At 68.7% G+C, this 18,982-nt stretch carries 20 protein-coding genes and 1 pseudogene; 12 read left to right on the forward strand and 9 right to left on the reverse strand.

The genetic code is table 11. From position 1 onward, the window contains the following. The 3 genes and pseudogenes from QHF83_RS39450 to QHF83_RS39460 form a co-directional block, all read left to right on the forward strand. Positions 1-256 (forward strand): annotated as a pseudogene (locus QHF83_RS39450) (hypothetical protein); the annotation flags it as partial. After that, positions 253-813, forward strand: a complete 561-nt coding sequence (gene pyrE / locus QHF83_RS39455) for an orotate phosphoribosyltransferase (protein WP_272418383.1) — start codon at positions 253-255, stop codon at positions 811-813. The pseudogene QHF83_RS39450 and the gene pyrE, both read left to right, overlap by 4 nt. A 66-nt stretch (positions 814-879) precedes the next feature. Beyond that, positions 880-1,692 carry a Uma2 family endonuclease gene (locus tag QHF83_RS39460; RefSeq protein WP_282423238.1) on the forward strand — a complete coding sequence of 271 codons (813 nt, stop codon included), beginning with the start codon at positions 880-882 and terminating at the stop codon, positions 1,690-1,692. Between the two features lie 266 nt (positions 1,693-1,958). Here the strand turns inward: QHF83_RS39460 and QHF83_RS39465 are convergent, their stop codons facing one another. From QHF83_RS39465 to glyQ, 3 genes are all read right to left on the reverse strand, one after another. Next, on the reverse strand, positions 1,959-3,086 hold the full coding sequence (locus QHF83_RS39465; RefSeq protein WP_282423239.1) for a tetratricopeptide repeat protein: 1,128 nt from the start codon (positions 3,084-3,086) through the stop codon (positions 1,959-1,961). After that, a complete protein-coding gene (locus QHF83_RS39470) occupies positions 3,083-4,096 on the reverse strand; it encodes a hypothetical protein (protein ID WP_282423240.1) in 1,014 nt (337 codons plus the stop codon). The genes QHF83_RS39465 and QHF83_RS39470 overlap by 4 nt, the downstream gene beginning before the upstream one ends. Before the next feature lie 297 nt (positions 4,097-4,393). Next, on the reverse strand, positions 4,394-5,338 hold the full coding sequence (gene glyQ / locus QHF83_RS39475; protein WP_282423241.1) for a glycine--tRNA ligase subunit alpha: 945 nt from the start codon (positions 5,336-5,338) through the stop codon (positions 4,394-4,396). Between the two features lie 357 nt (positions 5,339-5,695). Here glyQ and QHF83_RS39480 point away from each other — a divergent pair, with 357 nt between their 5' ends. Further along, positions 5,696-6,073, forward strand: a complete 378-nt coding sequence (locus tag QHF83_RS39480; RefSeq protein ID WP_282423242.1) for a response regulator — start codon at positions 5,696-5,698, stop codon at positions 6,071-6,073. A 13-nt stretch (positions 6,074-6,086) separates the two neighbouring features. Here QHF83_RS39480 and QHF83_RS39485 read toward each other — a convergent pair whose 3' ends face one another. After that, positions 6,087-7,619 (reverse strand): long-chain fatty acid--CoA ligase, encoded by a 1,533-nt coding sequence (locus QHF83_RS39485; protein ID WP_348980512.1) that lies wholly within the window; start codon positions 7,617-7,619, stop codon positions 6,087-6,089. A gap of 106 nt (positions 7,620-7,725) precedes the next feature. Here QHF83_RS39485 and QHF83_RS39490 point away from each other — a divergent pair, with 106 nt between their 5' ends. The 5 genes from QHF83_RS39490 (at position 7,726) to QHF83_RS39510 (ending at position 11,886) form a co-directional block, all read left to right on the forward strand. Beyond that, positions 7,726-8,259, forward strand: a complete 534-nt coding sequence (locus QHF83_RS39490; RefSeq protein WP_282423244.1) for a polyhydroxyalkanoate synthesis regulator DNA-binding domain-containing protein — start codon at positions 7,726-7,728, stop codon at positions 8,257-8,259. A 120-nt stretch (positions 8,260-8,379) separates the two neighbouring features. Then, on the forward strand, positions 8,380-8,637 hold the full coding sequence (locus QHF83_RS39495; protein WP_282423245.1) for a hypothetical protein: 258 nt from the start codon (positions 8,380-8,382) through the stop codon (positions 8,635-8,637). A 90-nt stretch (positions 8,638-8,727) separates the two neighbouring features. Next, positions 8,728-10,269, forward strand: a complete 1,542-nt coding sequence (locus tag QHF83_RS39500) for a long-chain fatty acid--CoA ligase (RefSeq protein ID WP_282423246.1) — start codon at positions 8,728-8,730, stop codon at positions 10,267-10,269. Between the two features lie 22 nt (positions 10,270-10,291). After that, positions 10,292-10,732 carry a hypothetical protein gene (locus QHF83_RS39505; protein ID WP_282423247.1) on the forward strand — a complete coding sequence of 147 codons (441 nt, stop codon included), beginning with the start codon at positions 10,292-10,294 and terminating at the stop codon, positions 10,730-10,732. Between the two features lie 23 nt (positions 10,733-10,755). Further along, on the forward strand, positions 10,756-11,886 hold the full coding sequence (locus QHF83_RS39510; RefSeq protein ID WP_282423248.1) for an alpha/beta fold hydrolase: 1,131 nt from the start codon (positions 10,756-10,758) through the stop codon (positions 11,884-11,886). A gap of 12 nt (positions 11,887-11,898) precedes the next feature. Here the strand turns inward: QHF83_RS39510 and QHF83_RS39515 are convergent, their stop codons facing one another. The 5 genes from QHF83_RS39515 to QHF83_RS39535 all read right to left on the reverse strand — a co-directional run bounded on the left by QHF83_RS39515 (position 11,899) and on the right by QHF83_RS39535 (position 15,884). Further along, entirely contained in the window at positions 11,899-12,603 is a 705-nt protein-coding gene (locus QHF83_RS39515) for a hypothetical protein (RefSeq protein ID WP_282423249.1), read from the reverse strand. Then, positions 12,596-12,838: a hypothetical protein gene (locus tag QHF83_RS39520; RefSeq protein ID WP_281332926.1), complete on the reverse strand. Its 243-nt coding sequence runs from the start codon at positions 12,836-12,838 to the stop codon at positions 12,596-12,598. The genes QHF83_RS39515 and QHF83_RS39520 overlap by 8 nt, the downstream gene beginning before the upstream one ends. Positions 12,839-12,875: 37 nt before the next feature. Further along, positions 12,876-13,145, reverse strand: coding sequence for a hypothetical protein (locus QHF83_RS39525; RefSeq protein ID WP_282423250.1), 270 nt, complete (start codon positions 13,143-13,145; stop codon positions 12,876-12,878). A 1-nt stretch (position 13,146) separates the two neighbouring features. Then, positions 13,147-14,130, reverse strand: coding sequence for a hypothetical protein (locus QHF83_RS39530; protein WP_282423251.1), 984 nt, complete (start codon positions 14,128-14,130; stop codon positions 13,147-13,149). 74 nt (positions 14,131-14,204) lie between these two features. Continuing rightward, positions 14,205-15,884, reverse strand: a complete 1,680-nt coding sequence (locus QHF83_RS39535) for a hypothetical protein (protein ID WP_282423252.1) — start codon at positions 15,882-15,884, stop codon at positions 14,205-14,207. A 132-nt stretch (positions 15,885-16,016) separates the two neighbouring features. Here QHF83_RS39535 and QHF83_RS39540 point away from each other — a divergent pair, with 132 nt between their 5' ends. Genes QHF83_RS39540 through QHF83_RS39550 form a run of 3 tightly spaced genes read left to right on the forward strand, consistent with a single transcriptional unit; the run spans position 16,017 to position 18,891 of the window. Then, positions 16,017-16,739: a hypothetical protein gene (locus QHF83_RS39540; protein ID WP_282423253.1), complete on the forward strand. Its 723-nt coding sequence runs from the start codon at positions 16,017-16,019 to the stop codon at positions 16,737-16,739. Between the two features lie 5 nt (positions 16,740-16,744). Next, positions 16,745-17,113, forward strand: a complete 369-nt coding sequence (locus QHF83_RS39545) for a hypothetical protein (RefSeq protein WP_282423254.1) — start codon at positions 16,745-16,747, stop codon at positions 17,111-17,113. Then, positions 17,110-18,891: a radical SAM protein gene (locus tag QHF83_RS39550; protein ID WP_282423255.1), complete on the forward strand. Its 1,782-nt coding sequence runs from the start codon at positions 17,110-17,112 to the stop codon at positions 18,889-18,891. The genes QHF83_RS39545 and QHF83_RS39550 overlap by 4 nt, the downstream gene beginning before the upstream one ends. Positions 18,892-18,982: the final 91 nt, after the last annotated feature.

Raw genomic sequence — 18,982 nt, forward strand, 5'->3', positions numbered from 1 at the left:
GGCTCGTCCTGCGCCTGCGCCGGCGGCTCGCCCGGCGCCCGCGCCTGCGGCTCGCCCGGCTCCGGCTCGCCCGGCGCCTGCGCCTGCCGCGCCTCCTCCCCCGCCTGCTGCCGCCGTCGAGCCCGAGCCGGCTCTTGCGGAAGAGGCGCCGGAGAGCGCTCCTGCCGAACATTCGGGCGGCCCCCCGCCCCCGGTCGTGCCTGCGGTGCCCAAGGGTGCCAAGGCGCAGATCAGGCGCGGCAAGGGCGCGAAGTGAGCAAAACCGAGCGAGAGCGGCTCGTCGAGCTGCTCCGCGAACGATCATTCGAACGCAAACGAGTCGTGCTCGCCTCCGGGCGCGAGAGCGACTTTTTCATCGACTGCAAGCAGACGGCCTTGACCGCCGAGGGGCACTTCCTCCTCGGCGCGCTCATGTTCGACGCGCTCGACGGCCTGCCGCGATGCGACGCGGTCGCGGGCGTGGAGCTCGGCGGCTGTCCGCTCGCGAGCGCCGTCTCCCTGACGAGCTTCGTCCGCGGCCGTCCGCTCCCTGCGCTTTACGTGCGCAAGGAGGCGAAGGACCACGGCTCGAAGCGGCTCATCGAGGGGGATCGCGCGCTCGTGCCGGGGATGGCGGTCGTGATGCTGGAAGACGTGATCACGACGGGCGGGTCGACGCTCAAGGCCGTCGACAAGATCACGGCGGCGGGCGCGCGCGTGGTGGGCGTGGTGGCGATCGTGGATCGGCTCGAAGGCGGGGCCGAGGCGATCCGTCAGGCGGGTTTGCCGGTGGTCTCGATCTGCACGCGGCGCGATTTCATTCCGGACACGTGACCCAGCGTTTGTCCGAGGGTGGGACGACCCGTGGACAGCGGCGGAGGAGGCGGGTAGGGTAGGCGTATGGCGCCGCCCGATCCTGGGTACGTGGTTGATCCGAACGATCCTCGCGCGCCTTCGGAGGAGACGTGGGCGCGCATGAGCGCGGAGGAGCGTGCGCGGGTCGTGGGCATGCTCCCGAACGAGGTGCCGCTCGGCATTTTTCAGCCCGAGGGCGATCCGCACCGCAAGGCGAAGAATCGCGCCCTCGACGCGCTCGACACGTTCTTCCGGAAGATGGGGCGGCGTGTGTACCTCTCCAGCGACCTTGCCGTGTACTACCCGGGCGAGCCGATGTTCTCGCCCGACCTCCTCGCGGTCGTGGACGTCGATCCGCACGAGCGGATGAAGTGGGTGGTGAACGCGGAGGGCAAGGGGCTCGATCTCGTGCTCGAAGTGCACGTGGGGGGCGACTGGGTGAAGGACTTCGAGGCGAACGTGGAGCGGTACGCGCGGCTCCGGATCCCGGAGTATTTTCTGTTCGACCGACGGAAGAGGTCGCTGCGGGGGTACCGGCTGGAGAGCCCAGGGGCACGGGTATACCGGCCGATCGTGCCGCAAGGCGGGCGGTGGGCGTCGGAGGTGCTCGGGCTCGAGCTCGTGCTGGAGGGCGAGCGTTTGCGGTTCTACGCGGGGAATGCGCCGCTGCTGGAGGCGGATGAGCTCGTCGTGCGGCTCAACGCGATGGTGGACGATCTCGTGGAGAAGCACCTCACGGCCGAGGCGGCGGTCGCGGAGGAGCGGAAGCGAGCGGATGCAGCGGAGGCGGAAAAGCAACTGCTGGCGGCGCGGCTCGCGGAGGCGCTGGCGGAGCTGGAGAAGCTGCGCGGGAGGTAGCGGCACCCCGTGGCTCGCTTGCCCAAGCGACGCTCGGGGCCCTGGTCGGGCGGTTGCTCGCTTGCCCAAGCGACGCTTGTTGCCCTGGTCGGGCGGTTGCTCGCTTGCCCGAGCGACGCTTGTTGCCCTGGTCGGGCGGTGGCTCGCTTGCCCAAGCGACGCTTGTTGCCCTGGTCGGGCGGTGGCTCGCTTGCCCGAGCGACGCTCGGAGGGGCGAGAGCCCGCGAGCTTCGCTCCCCGGACCGATCACGACGGGCCGGGAGGCCTCACTCTGTCGCTTCCTCGTCCGGATGCGTGAGCTCGTCGATCTGTGTGACGAGGTCATCGCGCCCGATGCTGGACCAGGCGGCGCGCGCGGCTTCGAGGTGGTGCTGGCGGAGGGTTTCGGTGGGGGCGAGGGCGGCGAGGCTCTTGTGGGCCGAGCCGATGGAGAAGGGCTCGGCGATGCGCTTGTAAAGGCGGAGGGCCTGCTCGAACCGGGCGCGCGCCGTGTCGTCCTCGCCGTCTGCGCGCGCGATGTCGCCGAGGCGTTGGATGCAGTTGGCCTCTCCGAGGACGGCGCCGACCGTTCGGTAGAGCGTGCGTGCCTCCTCGTAGCGAGTGCGAGCGGCGTCGTGATCGGAGCGCCCGTACGCGCTCTGCCCCAACCAGAACAACCCCGCCGCCCGCTCCCCGTCCTGCCCCTCCGCCTCGAACGCCTGCACCGCCCGCGAAAGCTCCTCCTCCGCCTCCCCATACCGGTACGCCCGCACGAGCGCCTCCCCCAGCCGAAGCCGCAATCGCGCCGCCTCGATCTCCGAATGCCCTGTCCTCCGTTCGAGCACCCCTTGCAAGATCCCCGATAACCTCTCCACCTCCGCCGCGGCGTCCGGATCCGGGAACTCGTACGGCAACACCCTCGCCGGCGGTTCGCTCTTCGGCCCCCCGTCCGCCGCATGCACGTTCAATTCATACGCCCGCCAGCTCACCAGATCCGGCGCGCTCAACGAAAGCGCCACGAATGCCTCGTCCGAAGCCACGATCACGAGCGGACCCGGGATCCATGTCGGCAGAGCGTCCCGCGCGAAGTTGAAGCTCGCCAGCGGCGGAGACGCCTGATCCCCCACGATATGCTGCTCGAGCCCCGTCAGCGCCACCATCGTCCGCTCGGCATCTTCGAGCCCGAGATCCCTCAGCCGGTAATGCGGCCACTCCCCCGGCTGAAGCTCCACCTCCACGAGCGGCGGCACCTCGTCTTGCCCAGCCCAGCCCCGCAATCGCGCCAGGATCTCCTCCCGCACGGGCCCCGGCGGCGCGTGAATGAAGATCATCGTGAACCCGAGGCTGCCCGCGAGCGCCTCGCGCAGAATCTCCGCTCGACCGTTCGAATCGATGTCGAGCGCGATGCGGCTCATGCAGGCGCCTTCGCGGGATCTGCCTCACGGAATGCCCGCATCCGCCGAGCGAACGGGTGCACGTCGTACCAGGTCTCGCCGTTGTATTCGAGCACGACGAGCTGATAGAGCAGCCATTGCTTCGTGTCGTCGTCGAACTTCTCCGGGAACGAGCCAGTCTTCGCGACATGGTGCAGATCCCGCAGAAACCCGCGCCCCTGGAGCAGTCGCTCCATGCTGCTCGCGAACTCCTTGACGACTTCGTCCACGTCGGCGCGCGTGAGCGAGAGCGTTCGCTTGTTCAGCACGCCCGTCGTCACGATACGAAACAGGTCTCGAAGGCACCCGCCGGACTGGATGATCGCATGTCGCAGCGCGTCCTCGTCCGCGAACACGACCGAGGTGTCGATGCGGCGTCGAAGCAATCGCGCCAGCGCCTCGATGCCAGCCTCGTTCGGCGTATCCGTTCCGCGCTCGTGCACGGTGACCATGGGCAGCACCACATCCGTGATGCCATGGAACTCCTGGCGTAGCCGGCACTGCGTGAAGTGCAGGGTGACGGGGATCGTGATGACGAAATGGGCGGGGACGTTTTGAATGTGAGGGAGCTGCTCGACGAAGAGAATGTCGTGCGTCGTCCGCTCACTCCCGTCGTTCAGCGGCAACCTCTCGACGCGATCGAGCTTGTCCACGATGATCACCAGATCGTGGACGTCTTGCTTCACGAGGTAGGTGCGCACGTCCTGGATGAGATCACTCAGCGCCTCCATCAGGCCCGTCACGTGATCCCAGCTCACCTCGCGATAACGCTTCTGCAGCCCGGGTGACGTCTTCAGCGAGAGCTTGAGCTTGGCGACGCCCACGGGGATCTCCGCGTCGAGCGTCACGCCGATCGACTTCAGCCAGCCGAGGACGTCCTTCCAGACCTTCCTCGCCGTAGCGGATGCTCGCGCATGCGGCCCGATCGCAGGATCATCGAGGATGGCCGAGATGATCGCCGTGAGGAGCTCCGGGATCTGGACGTCCCGCACGTCGAGGTAATCCTGAATGTCGATGAAGACTCATGATAAACGCGGTCTTCCTTGTTCGTCTGGAGCTCTCGCCTCCATCCGCTCGACCCGGTCACCGCCCCGCACGGTCGACAGATCCACGCGCAGCTTGACGAGATCCTTGCCCTCCAAACCAAGGGTTGCAAGCAGCCCGCACGTCGCGCGCGGTGCGGGCCGGGAGCTTCAGCTCCTCCGTCAAGACAATCCGAGGTCGAACGCCGAGAGCCATACCGCGGCCACTCTGCCCCAACCCCCCGGCGCTGCCAATCTTCGCGGCTGCTACTCCGCCGCTTCGGCCACCTTCGGCATCAGCGGATACCCGAGCGCTTCCCTTTGCGCCAGATAGCTCTCGGCCACGAGCTTCGCGAGCCCGCGCACGCGACCGATGAACCTCTGCCGCTCCGTCACGCTGATCGCGCCGCGCGCGTCCAGCACGTTGAACCGGTGCGCCGCTTTCACCACGAAGTCGTAGGCGGGCAGCACGAGCGCCTTCTTCGGGTCCGGCTTCGCGCCTTTTGCCGTCGCGTCGACGCCTCGGAAGAGCAGCCGCTTCACCTCGGACTCGCACTTGTCGAACGCCGCGAAGTGCTCCTCCACGTCGGCTTCCTCGAAGTTGTACGTCGACCACTCCCACTCGGCCCGCTGGAACAGCTCGCCGTAGCGCACCACCTGCCCGCCCGTGTTCGAGTACACGAGGTCGTACATGCTGTCCTTGTCCTGCAGGTACATCGCGATGCGCTCGAGCCCGTACGTCAGCTCGCCCGAGATCGGCTTGCAGTCGATGCCGCCGATCTGCTGGAAGTAGGTGAACTGCGAGATCTCCTGCCCGTCGAGCCACACCTGCCAGCCGAGGCCCCAGGCGCCGAGCGTCGGCGACTCCCAGTCGTCCTCGATGAACCGCACGTCGTGCTGCAGCGGGTCCGTGCCGAGCGCGCGGAGCGACTCCAGGTAGAGCTCCTGGATGTTCAGCGGGCTCGGCTTCAGGATCACCTGGAACTGGTGGAACTGCTGCGCGCGGTTCGGGTTCTCGCCGTAGCGGCCGTCGGCGGGCCTGCGCGAGGGCTCCACGAAGGCCACGTTCCACGGCTCCGGTCCGAGCGCGCGGAGGAACGTCGCGGGGTTGTACGTGCCTGCGCCGACCTCGGAGTTGTAGGGCTGCACGACGAGGCAGCCGCGCTCGGCCCAGAAGCGCTGGAGCGTCAGGATGATGTCTTGGAACGTCATGGCGACGGGCAAGCCATACCCCAGGCCCGACCGCTCGTCGACGTCGACCTCGCGCCTCGCGTGGCGCTCGGGGCGTACGGCCCCTCTCGCGTCTGTCCAGTCTTTTGTGTACGAACCGCCACAAACCGAAAATTACGCCACAATTCGCTTGCCGGAAAACGTCCTTGACGCCCCAACGGAGGAGCGATACCCGCAATGACCAGGCGCCAAACAACTGACGCCCGTTTGGTGAATTACCTCGGGGTCGGAGGGAACGAACGGCTCTCGGTGGTTCGGCCCGAGCGAGGTCGTGCCCGTGGGCATGGCTCGGTCAGCTTGGTCGGTGGCGCCGGGGTACGCCCACGGAAGGACGGTCCGATGCCGCGCATCCTGATCATCGACGACGACGCGGTCTTCGGCGCCAGCGCGGTGCGGACCCTGGAGAGCGCGGGCTTTTCGGCGCGCTTCCACCGCGGCCCCTTCGGCAGCCTGCAGGCCATCCGCGAGACGGTCTGCGACCTCGTCTTGCTCGACGTCAACATGCCGAAGCTCGACGGCCCCCTGCTCGTCCGCATGATCCGCGACGCCTTCGGCCGCGGGGCCGTGAAGGTCCTGCTCTGCAGCAACATGGAACCCGGGCCCCTCGAGCGCCTCGCGAAGGTGATGGGCGTGCACGGCGCCGTCCCCAAGCACCTGCCCGAAGCGCATCTCGTCGACCAGGTGCGCGCCGCGCTGCCGCCGCGCGCCACGGCCTGATCCCGCGCGGCGCTCAGCCGTGCTGTTTTTCCAGCGCCTTCTTGTCGATCTTGCCCGCGCCCGTGCGCGGCAGTTCGCGGACGAACACCACCGACTGCGGGACCTTGTACTTCGCGAGCCGCGCGCGGCAGTGCGCGAGGATCGGCTCGGCTTCGGGCGACGCGCCCGGCGCGAGCACCACGATCGCCCGGCCCACCTGGCCCCATTTCTCGTGCGGCACCCCGATGAGCGCCGCCTCCGCGACCGACGGGTGCCCCGCGAGCACCGCCTCGACCTCGGCCGGATACACGTTTTCGCCGCCGGAAATCAGCAGATCCTTGCTGCGGCCCGCGATGTAGAAATGCCCTTCGTCGTCGCAGCGCGCGAGATCCCCCGTTCGTAACCACGCATCGACGACCACCTTCGCCGTCTCCTCGGGCCGGCCCCAGTAGCCGCCGAAGACGTGCGGCCCGCGCACCTCGAGCTCGCCCACCTCGCCCGGACGAACGGTTTCACGCGCCGCGTCGACGACCCGCGCCTCCACGAAAAACAGCGGCGCGCCCACGGATCCGACCTTTCGACGCACGTCCGCGGGCGGCAGCCAGAAATTGTTCGGCCCCGCCTCGGTCAGCCCGTAGCCCGTCTTCAGATCGATCCCTCGCTCCCAGTACGTGTGAAACAGCGGCTCGGGACACGGCGCGCCGCCGCTGATGCAGATGCGCAAGCTCCGGAGCTCGCCCTCGCCGAACCGGCGATGCTGCGACAGCGAGAGGAACATCGTTGGAACACCAAAGAACACCGTCACGCCCTGGTCGCGCACGCCCGCGTAGACCTCGTCCGCATCGAAGGCGCGACAGACCACGGACGTGCCGCCCGCGAGCACGAGCGGCGCCGTGAACACGTTGAGCCCGCCCGTGTGGAAGAGCGGCGCGTTGAGCAGCGCCACGTCCGACGACGAAAGGCCCCAGCTCGAGATCGTGTTCACCGCGTTCGCCGTGATCGACCGGTACGTCAGCATCGCCGCCTTCGGCGTGCCCGTCGTCCCGCCCGTCCCGCAGAGCACCCAGGGTTCGTCCCAGCCGATCGATAGTGCCGGCGGCGGCCTGTCCGTGGCGGCGTCGCGCTCGCCGAAATCCACGTCGTCCCCGCGCGCCCTCGATGCGCTCTCCATCGCCACGAATGCGCGCGGGACGAAGCTTCCCTCGCGCCGGATCGCCTCGCTCGTCGCGGAAAACTCCGGCCCGTAGACGAGCACCTCTGGCGTCGTCGCGGCGAGGTACTGCCCGAGCTCGCCCGGCGTGAGCCTGTAGTTCAGCGGCGCGAAGATCGCGCCGAGCTTGCCGCAGGCGAACCAGAGATCCAGCATCGCGACGTCGTTCATCGCGAGCGCCGCGACCCTGTCGCCGCGACGCACCCCGAGCCGCTCCCGCAGGAAATGCGCCGTGCGGTTCGCCGTGCGATCCCAGGCTCGGTACGTCACGGCCCGCCCGCCTGCGCCGTTGTCGAGGAGCGCTACCTTGTCGGGCGAGAGCGCCGCGCGTCGTCCGAGCCAGTCGCCGAGGTGCATGGCGCCCTGCGTAGCAAAGCCGCGCGCGCGCTGGAATGGCTCGCGTGCATTGTTGCGGCGCAACAGGCCATTGCGATCTGGACGATCGGGGTGTACGACCGTCCGCATGGTCGTGAAGAAGTACGGCAACCGGAGGCTGTACGACACCGAGGCGAGTCGTTACGTCACGCTCGAAGAGGTGGAGGCGCGTGTCAGGCGCGGCGACGACGTCGAGGTCGTCGACGCGAAGACCGGCCGCGACCTGACGCAGGCGACGCTGGCGCAGATCATCCTGGAGAGCCGCGGCGCCGCGCGCCTCTTGCCCGTGCCGCTCCTGCGCCAGCTCATCCGCATGGGCGACGACGCGCTGGCCGAGTTCTTCGAGCGCACGGTGATCTGGGCGCTCGACATCTACCTGCTCGCGAAGAAGGGCGCGCGTGTCTTTCCGATCGGCCCCCTCGGCGCGCTGCCGTTCCTCAACGCGATGCTCGGCGGCGGCCAGAACGCGCCTTGGTCTCAGCCGCGCGAGCCCGAGCCCGAGGAGCAGATCCCTCCGCCCGACCCGAACGAACGCGACGAGCAGGCCGAGGAGCTCGCCGCGCTCCGCCGCGAGCTCGAGGAGCTCAAGCGCATCGTCGGCAAGAAGCGCCGCGAGCCCTGAGCATTGTTGCGGTGCAACAACGTTTGCTTGACAGGGTGGAGGTCGGGGTTTAGGTTCGGCTCCCGACGGACGTGAATCACCTTGAAATCAAGGCGATCCTGCTGGGGTGAGGAGCAGACGATGAGCGAACGGGCGGATTCGCAGGTGCAGCAAAGTCGTGACGTCTCGCAGGGACGGAGCGCGCTCGCCGACGTGTTCGCGGGGCTCGCGGCGCTGGAGACGGCGGGCGTGGCGCAGATGGGCGTGGTGCTGGGGAGCATGGCGCGCATCGGCCAGGCGTCGCTGCTCTACGGCGCGCGTGTGGCCGCGGAATGGCAGCGGATGGCGCTCGAAGCGACGAAACGCGCGGGCGACACGTTCGGCGCGCCGTTCCTTTGAGCGGCCTTCCAAGCAAAGCCGAGCTCGCGTAAACTCGCTTCTGTCCGGGCGAAACCAGCGAACACGCGCCGGCGAGCGGAGAAAAAGAGCATGTACATCGGGGACTGGATGGAGCGCGGTGAGCGGTATTTCCCGGAATCGCTCGCCGTCGTCGACGTGGCGAAGGGGGACGCCGGCCGCTTTACGTATCGCGAAATGAACCGCCGCGCGAATCGCCTCGCGGGGTTCCTCCGCGACGAGGCCGCGATTGGCAAGGGCGATCGCGTGGGCATCCTGGCCATGAACGGCGTCGAATTCCTCGACGCGTTCTTCGCCTGCGCGAAGCTCGGCGCCGTGCTCGTCCCGTTCAACTGGCGCAGCCATCCGCGCGAAATCGCCGAGCTCACGAGCCAGACCGAACCGAAGGTGATGATCTTCGGCGACGATTTCCGCGCCGGAATCAGCGAAATCGCGGGCCTACCGGCGTGTGCGTCGGTCAAGACGTGGCTGCACCTCGACGGCGAGGGCATCGCGGGGAGCCGCCCGTATGCGGCGACCGTACAGGCGCGCGAGGCGCAGCCCGTGAAGAACGACGCCGTCGAGGCCGAGGATATCGTTTGCCTGCTCTTCACGGGCGGCACGACGGGCCTGCCGAAAGGCGCAAAGATCTCCTACCGGATGATCGCGTGGAACACGCTGAACACGGTGATCCACGAGCTCTCGCGCGGCGACGTCACGCTCACGCACACGCCGATGTTCCACACGGGCGCGCTCTTCGTGTACACGCTGCCTCTGCTCACGCTCGGCGGGACGGTCGTCATCATGCGCAAATGGACCGCCGACGACATGCTCTCGCTCATCGAGCGCGAGAAGGCGACGCTGCTCTTCTGCGTGCCGACGCAATACCAGATGATGATGCAATCACCGCGCTTCGAATCGGCGAATCTGTCCTCCTTGCGCTTCTTGACGAGCGGCGGCGCGCCCCTGCCCGTGCCGATCATCCGCGCGTACCGGGAAAAACACGGCGTCGTCTTCAAGCAGGGCTTCGGCATGACCGAGTTCGGCCCGGGCATCTTCTCGATGGACCCCGAATTCGCCGAGACGAAGGCCGGCAGCATCGGCAAGCCCAACTATTTCATCGACGCGCGGATCGTCGACGACGATAACCGCCCGCTGCCCGTGGGCGAGGTTGGCGAGCTCGTGCTGAAGGGGCCGAGCGCGTGTTCGGGGTATTTCAACAACCCCGAGGCCTCGAAGGCGTCCGTGGACGCGGAGGGCTGGTTCCACACGGGCGACATGGCGCGCGTGGACGAGGACGGGTTTTATTACATCGCCGACCGCAAGAAGGACATGTTCATCTCGGGCGGCGAGAACGTCTACCCGGCCGAGATCGAAAAGGTTCTCTACGAGCATCCCGCCGTGGCGCAGGTCGCGGTGATCGGCGTTCCGGACGAGAAATGGGGCGAGGTCGGCCGGGCCATCGTGATCACGAAGCCGGGCGCGAGCGCGACCGAGGAGGCGATCCTGGCGCATTGCAGGGACCACCTCGCGAAATACAAGGTGCCGAAATCGGTCGTCTTCGTGGACGCGATGCCGATCTCGGCGGCCGGCAAGATCCTGAAGAGAGAGCTGAAGGAAAAATACGCGCGGTGAGGCGCGAGAGGGAGAGGATGCCGTGGCAAAAGGGACCTCGAACAAACAACCAAAGCTCTTGACCCGCGTGGTGAAGGGCCTCGGCCATTGGCTCGGGCCGGAGACGCCGACGGGCAAGGTGTTCGTCGCCGCCGAGAAGAGCATGACCAAGGCGTTCGACAAGCTCGGCAGCAGCGACCGGTACCTGGACCTCGTCGGCGGCGCCTTGAATCGCGCCTTGCGCGTCCGCAAAGCGTACGTCGAGGCCCAGGAGAACTGGCTCCACCTCCTCCGCCTGCCCACGTCGACGGAGATGGACGACCTGCGCGAAGAGGTGCGCGACGCCAAGAACCAGATCGAGGCGCTCTCGTCGCAGCTCGAGCTCGTCGTCGACGCGCTCGAAAAGAGCCGCCGCGAGGCGCAAGGGGTCGAGGCTGTCCGGACGAACGCGAACGGCAGCGCGTCGACCGAGCGCCCCTCCTGACGGGGAGAAGGACGGGAAACACCATGACGACGCAATCGACCACAGCGCGCCTCCGCTCCTTCGTGGAGGGCCAGCTCGAGCTCTCGCGCGAGATCATGCGCGCCGCGCAGAAGGGCTCGATGAGCCCGTACCACTACGTAAAACCGTTCATCCTCCGCGCCGCGGACGTCGGCGAGCCCCCGCTCGCGCCGACCCCGCACAAGGTGGTCTACACGAACGGCAAGATGCGCCTGCTCCGCTTCGAGCCCAAGGTGCGCAAGCACGCGACGCCGATCCTCTTCGTCTACTCGCTCATCAACCGTTATTACATCCTCGACTTCCTGCCCGGCCGTAGCCTCATCGAATTCATGGTCGGCCAGGGCTACGACGTCTACGCGATCGACTGGGGCACGCCCGGCGCGGCCGAGCGGCGGATGGGCTGGGACGACGTGCTCAACGTGCTCGTCAAGAACGCCGTGAAATGGGCGCTCCGCCTGAGCGGCGCGAAGGACCTCACGATGTACGGCTACTGCATGGGCGGCACGATGGCGCTCGCCTATGCGGCGCTGCACCCGCAGGGCATCCGCAATTTCGTGGCGCAGGCGACGCCGGTCGATTTCCACGAGGGCGGCGTCTTCGCCGAATGGACGAAGCCGAACCGCTTCGACGTCGACGCGCTCGTCGACGCCTACGGCAACGTGCCGATCGAGCTCATGGAGACGGGCTTCTCGTCGATGGCGCCGATCCAGCGCATGACGAAATGGCTCGAGGTCTTCCGCCGGATCGACGACCCCGATTTCGTGACCACGTTCCTCGGCATGGAGCAGTGGGCGTCGGACAACGTGCAGTTCCCCGGCGAGATTTACCGGCAATACATCAAGGATTGCTACCAGTACAACAACTTCTGCAATGGCCGCATGAAGGTCGCCGGGCAGACGGTGGACCTCTCGAAGATCAAGGCCCCGATCCTCAACATCATCGCCGACAACGACACGATCGCGCCCCCGAAGTCGAGCGAGATCCTGAACACGATCGTGGCCTCGACCGACAAGGAGATCATGCGCTTCCCGGTCGGGCACATCGGCCTGTCCACGTCGAGCAAAGGCCCGAAGCAGATCTGGCCGAAGGTCGCCGGATGGATCGCGAAGCGATCCGATCCGTGGACCGAGGGCTGAGCTTCGCTTCGATCAGGGGTTCGGCGGCGGGGCGTGGAACTGAAACTGCCCCGGCCGCGGGACCGGGGGGGCCTCGCCGAGGCGAGGCGGGTAGGGCGCGAGAGGCTCGAGCTCCGCGATGAGAGAATCGACGAACGGGTCGGGCCCCTGCTGCTCCCGGATGCGACGCAGCGCCGGGAGGTTGTGCGCGCAGACGGGGAAGGCACCCCAGGGGCAATTCTTGCAAGGGTCGTCGAGGCGTTTGGCGCGGAGGCGCAAGGCCGCCGTGCCGAGGCCGAGGGTCGCCACGACGAGCGCGACGCGGATCGCCCAGCACGTAAGGGTATTCGGGAGGATCCACGCCGCGCCCGCGACGAGGCCGAAGCCCACGCCGAGGACGAAGCGCGCTGGGATCTTGTACCAGCGACGCTGGATGAAGGGCTGAAAGAAGGTCGGCACGGTGCAGCCGAGGGCCGCCACGGCGACCCAGAAGGCCGTCATGATGTCGTGCGCGGGTGAAACGAAGAAAAGGGCGATCAGCGCGACCGCGATGCCCGGGTACATGCAGGCGCAGCCCAGGCACAAGGGCACGCCAAACGGGCGGACGAGGTGATGATCGTGCCGCCCGCAGGTCGGATGATGAGCGAAGGAAGGATAACGGCCGAGCTCGCTCAACGCGAACGCAGCCGGAGGTACCCCCGCGAGCTCGAGCCTGCGCGGGGATACGCGATCAGCCACGCTTGAAGACCAGCACGGCACAACGCTTGGGGCAGAACGGACCGAACGCGCTGCGGACGTCCATGAAGACGTGCGAGAGCACGAAGCCCTGCGCGCCCATCTGGTTCGCGAGGTCGGAGATCTTGCTGTGCTCGATGGTACCGCCGCAGCCAGCGTCGATCGTCATGACCTGAAACGAAGCGCCGCCAGCCTGCGCGCCAGCGTAGCCACCACCATAACCGGGATTCTGTTGCACGACCGGGATCCTTTCCTGAAAGGAGACCAGGCGAACGCTACGTCCGAGACGGGGCGCAAGTCAACACCCTCGCGACGATCAACGCCACGTCGTCCCGGCCGAACGGTTCGTCCGTCCGCTCTGTTCCTGCCACCGTCGAGCCCATGCCGAGGAGCCAGCGGTCCGTGCTGCTCCGGTGGAAGATCTCGCGATGGGCCGCAGCGAGGGCCGCGCGAATACGATCGGACGCAGGGCCTTCGTCCTCGTCCTGGAACCGCAGCCCGCGCTGCGTGACCCCGAAGGCCTCGACCCCGCGCCCGATCGTCATGTCACTTCGGCGGCTCGAGCGGCGCGCACGTGGAGACGCCGGCCCCGACGATCCGGAAGCCGATGTTGGTCATGTACGCATTGTCGATGGTGTTCGCCACCGGGTCGTACTTCGTCACGTTCGAATAATCGAGGCCCGCGGCGGCATAGAGGTAAAACGAGCCGCCCCAGAACGAGAACGCCCACGCCGAGGGCGTCTCGAGGCCCGTGATCGCCTTGGCGTTCGTCACGCCGCCGGTCGCTTTGTCGATCTGGCCGACCTGCACCGGCGTCGTCGTGTAATACCCGTAGAGCCGGCCGTCGCCCGTGCCCGTGAGCTCGGCGCTCTGGCCCTTGAACGTGGAGGGGGAGAAGTTCGCGATCGTCTCGACGCCGAACGAGAGCGGATTGATCTTCCCGAGCCCGGGGCTGTCTCCCGCGCCGATCGCGCCCGTGCCCGTGATGTAGAGCGTCTCGCCCATCCCGCCGTCGTTCGTGGAAAAACCCATTCCGAGGCGGAACCAGTTCGAGATGAGCTGCACCGTGGGCGCCGGGTCGCAGCTCGCGTCCTTCGTGCTGACCTTGTAAATGACGCCGTCGATGTCGTCGCCGAGGAACGGGTCGGATTCGACGTAGTTCACCCAGGCGACCGCGTTCCGGTCGACGGCCATCGAGTTCGGCTGCATCGTGGTGTTGCAGCCGAGCGAGCCGATCTTCGTGAACTTCTTCGCCGGCGGGTCGAAGCTGTAGAGATCGTTCTCGTCCGAGAGCACGTAAATCAGCTTCGCCGCGTCGCTGCAATCGTCGCCGGGCCCGAACGCGCCGCTCCCGCCCGCGCCCGGGATGAAGCCGCCGCCCGAGCCGCCTCCACCCTGGTTCCCCGCGCCCGAGCCGCCGTCGCCCGAGCCGCCGCCCTCATTGTCGAATTTGCTGCCGCCCCCCGTCGCGCTGCAGCCGACGGCGAGGCCAATCGTAAGCACACTCAAGCAACCCCAGAAAAGCTTCATGTCGCTCACCTCCGAGCCGAGGGCAGTATATCCGAGCGCGCCGCCCGCGAGGTGCGCGGGCGGTCATAAAATCGTCACCAGATCACGGCCGTGGGGGCGCCGCGATCCGTGGTCGTGCCGTCGCCGACCTCGCCGGCGCCATTTCCGCCCCAGCATCGCGCAGCCCCGCCTTCGAGCATCACGCACGTGTGCGCGCCGCCCGCGGAAAGAGCGCGCACGCCCGCGAGACCGGGCACGGGGGCGGGGGAAAGTCGCGCCTCGGTCGTGCCGTCGCCGAGCTGGCTCCGATCGTTCTTGCCCCAGCACGTCACCACGCCGCCTTCCTTCAGCGCGCACCCGTGCTCGGCGCCGAGCGCGATCGCCGTCGCGCCGCTCAGGCCCTTGACGACCACCGATTCCGCCCGCGCCTCGGTCGTGCCATCGCCGAGCTGCCCCGCGGCATTGTCGCCCCAGCAGCGCACGGATCCACCTTCGAGCAGGGCGCAGCCGAACGCGGCGCCGAGCGCGATCGCGCTCGCCCCCTCGATGCCCTTGACGGAGACGAGGCGTGATGCCGGGCGCGGGCCGGGTTTGGGTTTGGCGGGGGACGACGGGCGGAAGCTGCCGAGCTCGCCGCTCTCGTCCTCGCCCCAGCAAGCGACCTGGCCGCCGGGCCCGAGCGCGCACGCATGCCGGCCGCCGAGCGCGATTTTCGTGGCGCCGAGCAGGCCCGCGACGGGCGAAGGTGCGCCGCCCGAGGAGGCAGGGAGAGGCGAGGGGACCTCGCTCGCCGGGGGTTTGCCCGCGGATCCCACGGGTTTGGCGCCGAGCTGCCCGCGGTCGCCGCGTCCCCAGCAGACGACCTTGCCGCCGCCCACGATCGCGCAGGTGTGCGCCGCGCCCGCCGCGATCGCGGTCGCGCCCGCGAGGCCGAGGACCTGCGTGGGCGGGCGAGGCCCTTCCGTCGTGCCGTCGCCGACCTGCCCGAATGCATTGTGACCCCAGCAAAGCGCGGTTCCATCGGCCCGCCGCGCGCAGGCGTGCGCGCCCCCGAGCGCGAGCTCGACCGCGCCGACGACGCCCGGGACCGGCGGCGCTCCATACGCGCCCCGCCGCACGCCCGAGGCGCCGAAGCACGAAGCCGACCCATCCTCGAAAAGCGCGCAGGTATGCGCACCGCCGGCCGCGATTTGCCGGATCCCCACGCACGCCTTTTCCTTGCAGATCGGGCGTCCCTCGGGGCAGGCCGCTGCCTTCCACGCGCCGTCGTCGCTGCACGTCGCGACGGCGTTCCCCTCGCAGCGCTCGGCCCCGGGTAGACACGCCCCGCACGCGCCTTTGCCGTTGCACACGCCGCCTTCGCCGCACGACTCGCCCACCGGAGACGGCTCGTGCACACCCGCGCCTTCCTTGCAGGTCGCGCTCGTGCACTCGTTGCCGTCGTCGCCCGGCACGTCGACGTCGTCGTCGATCTCCATCGCGTGGCCATTGCCGTCGCATACCTGCATGCGGCAATTGCCCGCGTTTTCATCACGCACCACCGTGTTCTGGGCGGCCGCCACCATCACGCACTGCTGCTCGAAGCAGGTCGACACGATGCACGGATCGTCCGAGGGCGGGCAGTCCATCACGTTGAAACACGGGACCGGCTGCGTCGGGCTCTCCGCGACCCGGAGCCCGCATCCGGAGACTTCGAGCAGCCCTCCGGCGAGCACGAGCGCGGCCGCGAGCGCGAAGGAGCGCGGCAGAGAGGAAAATTGCGCTCGGGCCCACATGGTATCCGCGACTCTATCGAAGTCGGACCCTTCGTCGCAAGGCGGTTCGGCCTCGGTGAACGGCGGCGCTTGGCACTCGAACGACGTTTCTGTATCGTTTCCGCCCCGATCGTGGGGCAGCGAGCGCGAGCCATGGAAGAGACGACGAGAGCCGAGCGCGGGGGCTGGGGCAAGGTGGCCGAGGTCGAAGGCGACGACGCCGAGCCGAAAGCGCCGCGGATCAAGGATCGCGCGAAGACGCTCGCGCGCGACGTGGGCGCGGCGATCGAAGGTCGCGTCGCGCCCGCCGCGGACCGGGCGGCGCAGGCGGTGAAGAGCGGCGCGGGCACGGCCCTGCGCGCGCTCGAAGATCCGACGGCGTTCCAGGTCTCGGAGATCCTCGCGCAGTCGGATCTGCCCACGGTCTCGGGCGAGGACCCGCTCGCGGATCTCGCGATCCGGCTCGATCGCGAGGCCGATCTGCACCGCGGGATCGCCCTGCGGCAGCACGCGCGGGCGGCGTGGATGGATCGGCTCGGCGCGATCGGCGCCGTCGTCGCGCTCGTGGGGATCGTCGTCCTCGCCGCCATTGCGGGGTTTCGGGCCCTCTTCGCCCCGGAGGGCGCGCTCTTCGTGTCGCTGCTCCTCGGCGTCGGCGCGCTCCTCCTTTTGCTCGGCGCCTTCTCGCTCGGCCGCGCGACCGCGCGGATCCGCGCGAGCCAGGCGCAATCGGCGCGCGAGGCCCTCGTCCGGTCGGACCTCGCGGAGGCGCGCCTGCACCGCATCGCCGCGCTCCTCGCCTTGCGGCAGCTCGATCCGGAGGCCTTCGGCAAGGCGACCCAGGACCTCGAGCGCGACATGCGCGCCTCTGGATGAGCGACATGAGCGAACCCGACGTGATGGAGCGCCTGGCCGCCGCCCTCTCCGCGGCCTTCACGCGTGATTTCGGCGGCCCCGCCTTTCCGAATCCGGAGGGCTGGCGAAACAAGGGCGCCCGCCTCCGCACGTTCCGCCGCACCGTGCCCGTCGTCGAGCTCGAAATGGAGGGACGAACCCTCTCGTTCATCGTCACGCCCACGGATCCGGCCGAGCCCGCGTATCGGCGTTCGTCCCGGTACGACATCGTGTATTTCTCCGAGGACGTGCCCGACGACGAGCAATCACGCATTTACGCCCGCGACCGCGCCACGATCGATCGTTTCGTGGCCTGGGTGAAGGCCTGGGACCAGGCGGGCGGGGGATCCGTTTGAGCACGAACGAAACGGCGCTCGCGCGGCCCGAGGCGTCGGGGATGGAGATGGCCCTCGTGCCGCTGCGGCTCGGGGGATTTTCCTGCAAGGCCATCCTGCTCGAAGGCGAAGACCGGCTCACGGCGCGGTTCGAGGCGAAGGGCAGCGCCGACTGGGTCGAGGTCACGGTCTTGCCGCTCGGCGCGCCCGGCCCCGTGTTCCGGCGGCTCGCGCGCTCGGCCGTGCGATACCGAGGCGCGATCGCCGAGCGCACGCCGGAGCGGCGTGAGGAGGTCTCGCGGCTCGTGATGGCCGTCGCGGCCTCGATCGACGCGCTGCTCGAACGGAGCCCGGGAAAGACGATCGCCGAGGCCCTCGGCCGCTCCCGCGAGCGGGGCCGCCTCCTCTTCGGCCGCGACGGCCTGCGCGCCCTGCTCTCGCCGGAGATCGTCGAAGGCGCGCCCGCCGCGGCGGGGTTTTCCCTCGTCGACGTCTATCCGAGCTCGTACCTGCAGAAATCGCACGAAGGAGGCCTCGAGCTCGTGCTGGATTTCCGCCGGGAATCGGACGCGCGCAGGCTCCTCGTCCTCGTCGGGCGCCGCGACGAGAGCAAGCCCGCATTCGCCGCGACGGCGCACTTCTCGATCAAGCACCTCTCGCTCGGCGCGGCCGATCCTCCCGGCGCGGACGAGCTCCGCGCGCTCGTCGCGTTCGTCCTGCAATTGCGGGATCACGAGAACCTCGACGTCGTTTTTCCGGACATCCTCTCGGACGTCGCCCCGGCGCTCCTTTTGCCGTCCGCGCCCGAGGAGGCGGAGCCCTCGGCCGAGGGGGAGGTCTTGAACCTCGCGATCGACGCCGATTGCGGGCAATCCTGCGCGTTCTGCTCGATCAAGGAGACGGCCCCGCCCGAGGACGGCGGCGATCGCGTGCTCGCCCGGCTCTACGCCGACCTCGAATCGAACCGCCGCCGCGGCGTGCGCAAAGTCCGCATCAATGGATACGATCCGCTCGCCCATTCGCGGATCCTCGACGTCCTCCGCCGCGCGAAGGACCTCGGCTACCAGACGGCGCACGTCTTCTCCCCGTGCACGCGCCTCGCCGACCCGGCCTTCTGCGACGACGTCGTCGCCGCGCTCCCCGAGGAAACACGCTTCCACGTGCCGCTTTATTCGGTATCGCCCGAGGCGCACGACCGGATCGTCGGCCGCGAGGGCGCGCATGCCGAGGTCACCCGCGCCATAGACAACCTCCTCGCCCGCGTCTCGCCCGAATCCGTGTGGATCCTCTGCGTCGCCACGCGCGACGGCCTCGGCGAGCTCGAAGGCGTCGCCCGATTCGCCGCCGCGCGAGGTTTGTCCTTCTACCCGCACATGCCTTACCCGAGCTTCGAATCACGCGCCGATCGGTATTTTTCGTCCGCGCCGCGCATGACCGACGTGGCCGAGGTGATGTCCCGGGCGCTCGCGCGCGGCGTGCGCATGAACGTGCAGGGCGTCGTCCCTTGCGTGGTTTTTCAGCGGATGCGCGAGGACGGCGCGCCGCCGCGGACCTGGCTCGACGCGCCCGCCGAGCGGCCTCCGCTTCCGGGCACCGAGTACCGCGACCCACGCTTCCGTCACCGCGCTGGCGAGGCAGAACACGCGGCCTTCCATGCTTCCGCGATCCCCTGTCCTCACGAGGCCCGCTGCGTGCTCGCTTCCGCCTGCCCGGGCGAGATCCTGCGCAGTTATGCCGAGATCCACGGCGTTGGCGAGCTTCGGCCCGTCTCGCTGCGCGAGCTCGTGGAAGCGACGTAAAACTGCGCTAGATCGCGTGCAAGCGGCCGGTCTGACCCGTCCCGTTTGCCAGAACCCCTTTCAACGAGCCTCGCGTTTGGTCTAGGATGCG

The sequence above is a fragment of the Polyangium sp. 15x6 genome (assembly GCF_029960785.1).
Classification (GTDB): domain Bacteria; phylum Myxococcota_A; class Polyangia; order Polyangiales; family Polyangiaceae; genus Polyangium.